This window comes from Actinoplanes sp. NPDC051411 (genome assembly GCF_040682075.1).
Classification (GTDB): domain Bacteria; phylum Actinomycetota; class Actinomycetes; order Mycobacteriales; family Micromonosporaceae; genus Actinoplanes.
In genome coordinates this window covers 1-3,228 of record NZ_JBFBAD010000268.1, presented here as the reverse complement: position 1 = coordinate 3,228, position 3,228 = coordinate 1, and the positions used below count along the sequence as shown (strand labels likewise).

Annotated in this window: 4 protein-coding genes; 3 read left to right on the top strand and 1 reads right to left on the bottom strand. The window is 71.5% G+C overall.

Going from position 1 to position 3,228, the window contains the following annotated elements:
- Positions 1-83: 83 nt before the first annotated feature.
- The 3 genes from csrA to AB0M88_RS53040 all read left to right on the top strand — a co-directional run bounded on the left by csrA (position 84) and on the right by AB0M88_RS53040 (position 2,114).
- Complete coding sequence (gene csrA, locus AB0M88_RS53050) at positions 84-326, top strand: carbon storage regulator CsrA (RefSeq protein WP_364116238.1); 243 nt, start codon at positions 84-86, stop codon at positions 324-326.
- Positions 327-468: 142 nt separating this feature from the next.
- Positions 469-1,221: a hydrolase gene (locus AB0M88_RS53045; RefSeq protein ID WP_364116235.1), complete on the top strand. Its 753-nt coding sequence runs from the start codon at positions 469-471 to the stop codon at positions 1,219-1,221.
- Between the two features lie 92 nt (positions 1,222-1,313).
- Positions 1,314-2,114, top strand: a complete 801-nt coding sequence (locus tag AB0M88_RS53040) for an SRPBCC family protein (protein ID WP_364116232.1) — start codon at positions 1,314-1,316, stop codon at positions 2,112-2,114.
- 31 nt (positions 2,115-2,145) lie between these two features.
- Here AB0M88_RS53040 and AB0M88_RS53035 read toward each other — a convergent pair.
- The coding region (locus tag AB0M88_RS53035; protein ID WP_364116230.1) for a PAS domain-containing sensor histidine kinase at positions 2,146-3,228 on the bottom strand (1,083 nt) is incomplete at its 5' end.

Genomic DNA, 3,228 nt, shown 5'->3' with positions numbered 1-3,228 from the left:
ATCGTCCCCGTCTCTCTCGGTGGTGTCTGCCGTGCCGCCCGACCGCGCCTCTGCCTTAACAGGGATGCAGGAGGGCACGGCCGATGCTTGTGCTGACCCGGCGGGCCGGTGAGAGCGTGATGATCGGCGACAACGTCATCATCACGGTGCTCGAGGCCCGGGGTGACGTCATCCGGCTGGGCATTCAGGCGCCGCGCGACGTGCAGGTGCACCGCGAGGAGGTCTACCGCGAGCTGCAGGCCGCCAACCGCGAGGCCGCCTCGCCGACCGAGGACGCTGTCCAGGCCGTCACCAAGATGCTGCGATCTCCGGAGGAATCCGAATGAGCGACGACCGCCCCGGCGCGTAGAGCGCCGGGGCATCGTGTTTGACGACCAGAACCGAACTGCACCACCGCCGGACCGAGCCTGACAACACCGCTCCCGCATTCTTTCCCAGACCACGCAAAGGCAGAGCTGGGGAGCGAACTTGAGCGCAGAGCGGGACACGGGCATCGGCGGCGGCCTGATGAGCGCCGTCGACGACGGCCTCGACCTGACGGTGGACGCCCACGTGCACACCGGCTTCTCGGCCGGGCGCGACAGCGTCGGCGTGGTCGTCTCGGCCGCCGACCAGGCCGGTCTCACCGCGGTCACCTTCGCCGATCAGGTCGGACCGGACACCGCGTGGCTCGGCGCGTACGCCGACGCCGTGCGCCGGGCCCGGCGCCGCACCGAGATGACCCTGCGCGTCGCCGCCGAGGTCGAGGTCGTGCAGCCGGACGGCTGGCTGGCCTGGCCGGCCGACCTGGCTCCGCTGGAGGCGGTCTCGGTCGCGGTCTCCCGCCTGCCGCTGGCCGGCGGACCGGTCGGCCCGCGCGACGTCCGCGCGCTGCTCGGCACGGCCGAGCTCACCCCGGAGCGGGTCGCCGAGACGCTGATCGAGGCGACCGTACGCGGCCTGGAGCGCGCCTCGCGCTACGCGCCCACCCAGCTGGCCCGCCCGCTGAGCCTGCTCGCCCAGGTCGGACTGGACGACGCCGTGGTCACGCCGGACATGCTGAGCGCGCTCACCGCCGCCTGCCGGCAGACCGGCACCGTGGTCGAGGTCAGTGAGGCCTGGCGCAGCCCGTCGGCCCGCCTGCTGGCGATGCTGCGCTCGGCCGGGGTGACGCTGGTCGCCGCGAGTGATGCCCGATATGCCGCCGAGGTGGGCCGCTACCAGTACCTGCGCCGAGTCTGACGGCCGGGTATCACGAAACGCGGACGCGGACAGTAGTCGCCTCCGTACGCTCGATCATGCCGGAAAAACGTGTCAGGTATGGGAGAGATGCGATGAGTATGGTTCAGCAGGCCATCGAGGTGAGTGCACCGCTGCACACGGTGTACGAGCAGCTGGCCGCGTTCGAGAACTATCCGCGGTTCATGAGCGGGGTCCAGCGGGTGACCCCGATCGGACACGACCAGACCCACTGGATCATGGACGTCGACGGCAATCGCCGCGAGTTCGACGCCCAGATCACCGAGCGTTCGCTCGACGAGCGGGTCTCCTGGTCGACGACCGAGGGGCCGCTGCTCGCCGAGACCATCACGCTGCGGCCGATGGGCGAGACGAAGACCCAGATCGTCGCCCAGCTGGAGGCGGACATCGCCTTCCTCACGCCCAGCGACCGGCACGGCCAGGCGTCGCTCACCCGGCGGCTCAAGAGCGACCTGTCCACCTTCAAGAACCTGGTCGAGAGCGGCGTGCTCGGTGACTTCCCGGGCGGCGCCAGCTCGAAGTTGATCGCCAATCCGGCCTCGGTGGCGGCCCGCATCCGCAACCGCCCGAAGCCGGGCGCCGGCTGGGGCACCGGTGCCGCCGAGCGCAGCAACGGCAGCGACGCGGACCTGCCCTACCACGGGCTGACCGAGGCCGACATGGGCACGAACGTCGACATCACCAGCGCGCCCGGCATCAGCAGCTGGCACGACCTCGACGACGTACTGGCGCCCGGCCGGCGGATCGCGAAGGCGGCCCCGCTCAGCGGTGGCGCGGCCGGGTCGGCCCGGATGGGCGGCCGCACCCCGCGCCGGGACACCTGGGGCGACGGCATGATCAACGAAGAGGAGCGCGGGAGCGCCCTGGACATGTGACCCCGGAAGGCGACAGCAAGCGGTCCCGGTCCTAGACCGGGGCCGCTTCCCATGTCACGACCACCCGCGCGCCCCGTGGTCGCACCTGTTCGTAGCGCACGCTCCCGCCGTTCGCCTCGACCAGGTGCCGCACGATGAACAGACCCAGCCCGGGCCCGCGCGTGAACCGCCCGAACAGGTTGGGCAGCGACTCCTCGGGAATCCCGGGACCGTTGTCCTGCACGGTCAGTACGACGGTTTCGCCCCGGCGGGCGGCGGTGACGACGACCGGCGGTTCGCCGTGCTCCAGCGCGTTCTTCACCAGGTTGTGCAGCACCGCGGTCACGTGTTCACGATCGGCCAGGACCGACAGGTTCTCGTCGATGTCGATCTCGACACCGTCCACCGGGTCCAGAGTCAGGGGCACCGGGGAGCGCCGCGCGCTCATCGCCGCCGGATCCAGCCGGAACAGCAGCTGCAGGTCGCTCATCATCTTGATCAGCCGGTGCGTGTTCTTGTCGATCTTCGAGGCGAGCTCGAACCGGATGTCGTCCGGCAGGTCGGCCCAGTCGGCGCAGAGCAGTTCGGAGAGGCTGGCGATCGAGCTGACCGGCTGGGCCACGTCGTGGGTCAGCCTCGAGGTCAGGTCGTTCTTGAAGGCCAGCGCGGCGGCCAGCCGGGCGTTGCCGCGTTCCAGCTCGTCGGCCCGCTCGGCCAGGGCCTCCTCGGCCCGCTTGCGGTCGGCGATGTCGACGTACGTGGCGACGTAGCCGCGCGTCTCACCGTTCGCGCCGGCGATCGGGGCCAGCGTGGCCAGCACCGGCACCTCGGTGCCGTCGGCCCGGGGGAGGAGCCAGTCGCCGCCGGACGCCGGGGGCATCGGCGGCGGGTCGAAGCGGATCGGCTCGTCGGCCCCGTGCCCGGTGAGCTCGCGCCAGCGCCGGTTGACGTCGATCACGCGGTAGTTGGCGTCGAGCACCATGACCGCTTCGTTCATCGACTGGAGCAGGGAGTTCGCGAGGTCGGGCCGGCGACGGGCCCGCCCGCGTACGAGAAAACCGGTCGCCCCGAGGGCCGCGACCAGCGCCGCGGCGGCGACCACCGGATGCACGTCGAGCGCGGCTGCCGTCAAGGC

Bases quoted from the DNA above. Each gene is read 5' to 3' on its own strand.
- csrA (WP_364116238.1), top strand. From the start codon at position 84: ATGCTTGTGCTGACCCGGCGGGCCGGTGAGAGCGTGATGATCGGCGAC.
- AB0M88_RS53040 (WP_364116232.1), top strand. From the start codon at position 1,314: ATGAGTATGGTTCAGCAGGCCATCGAGGTGAGTGCACCGCTGCACACG.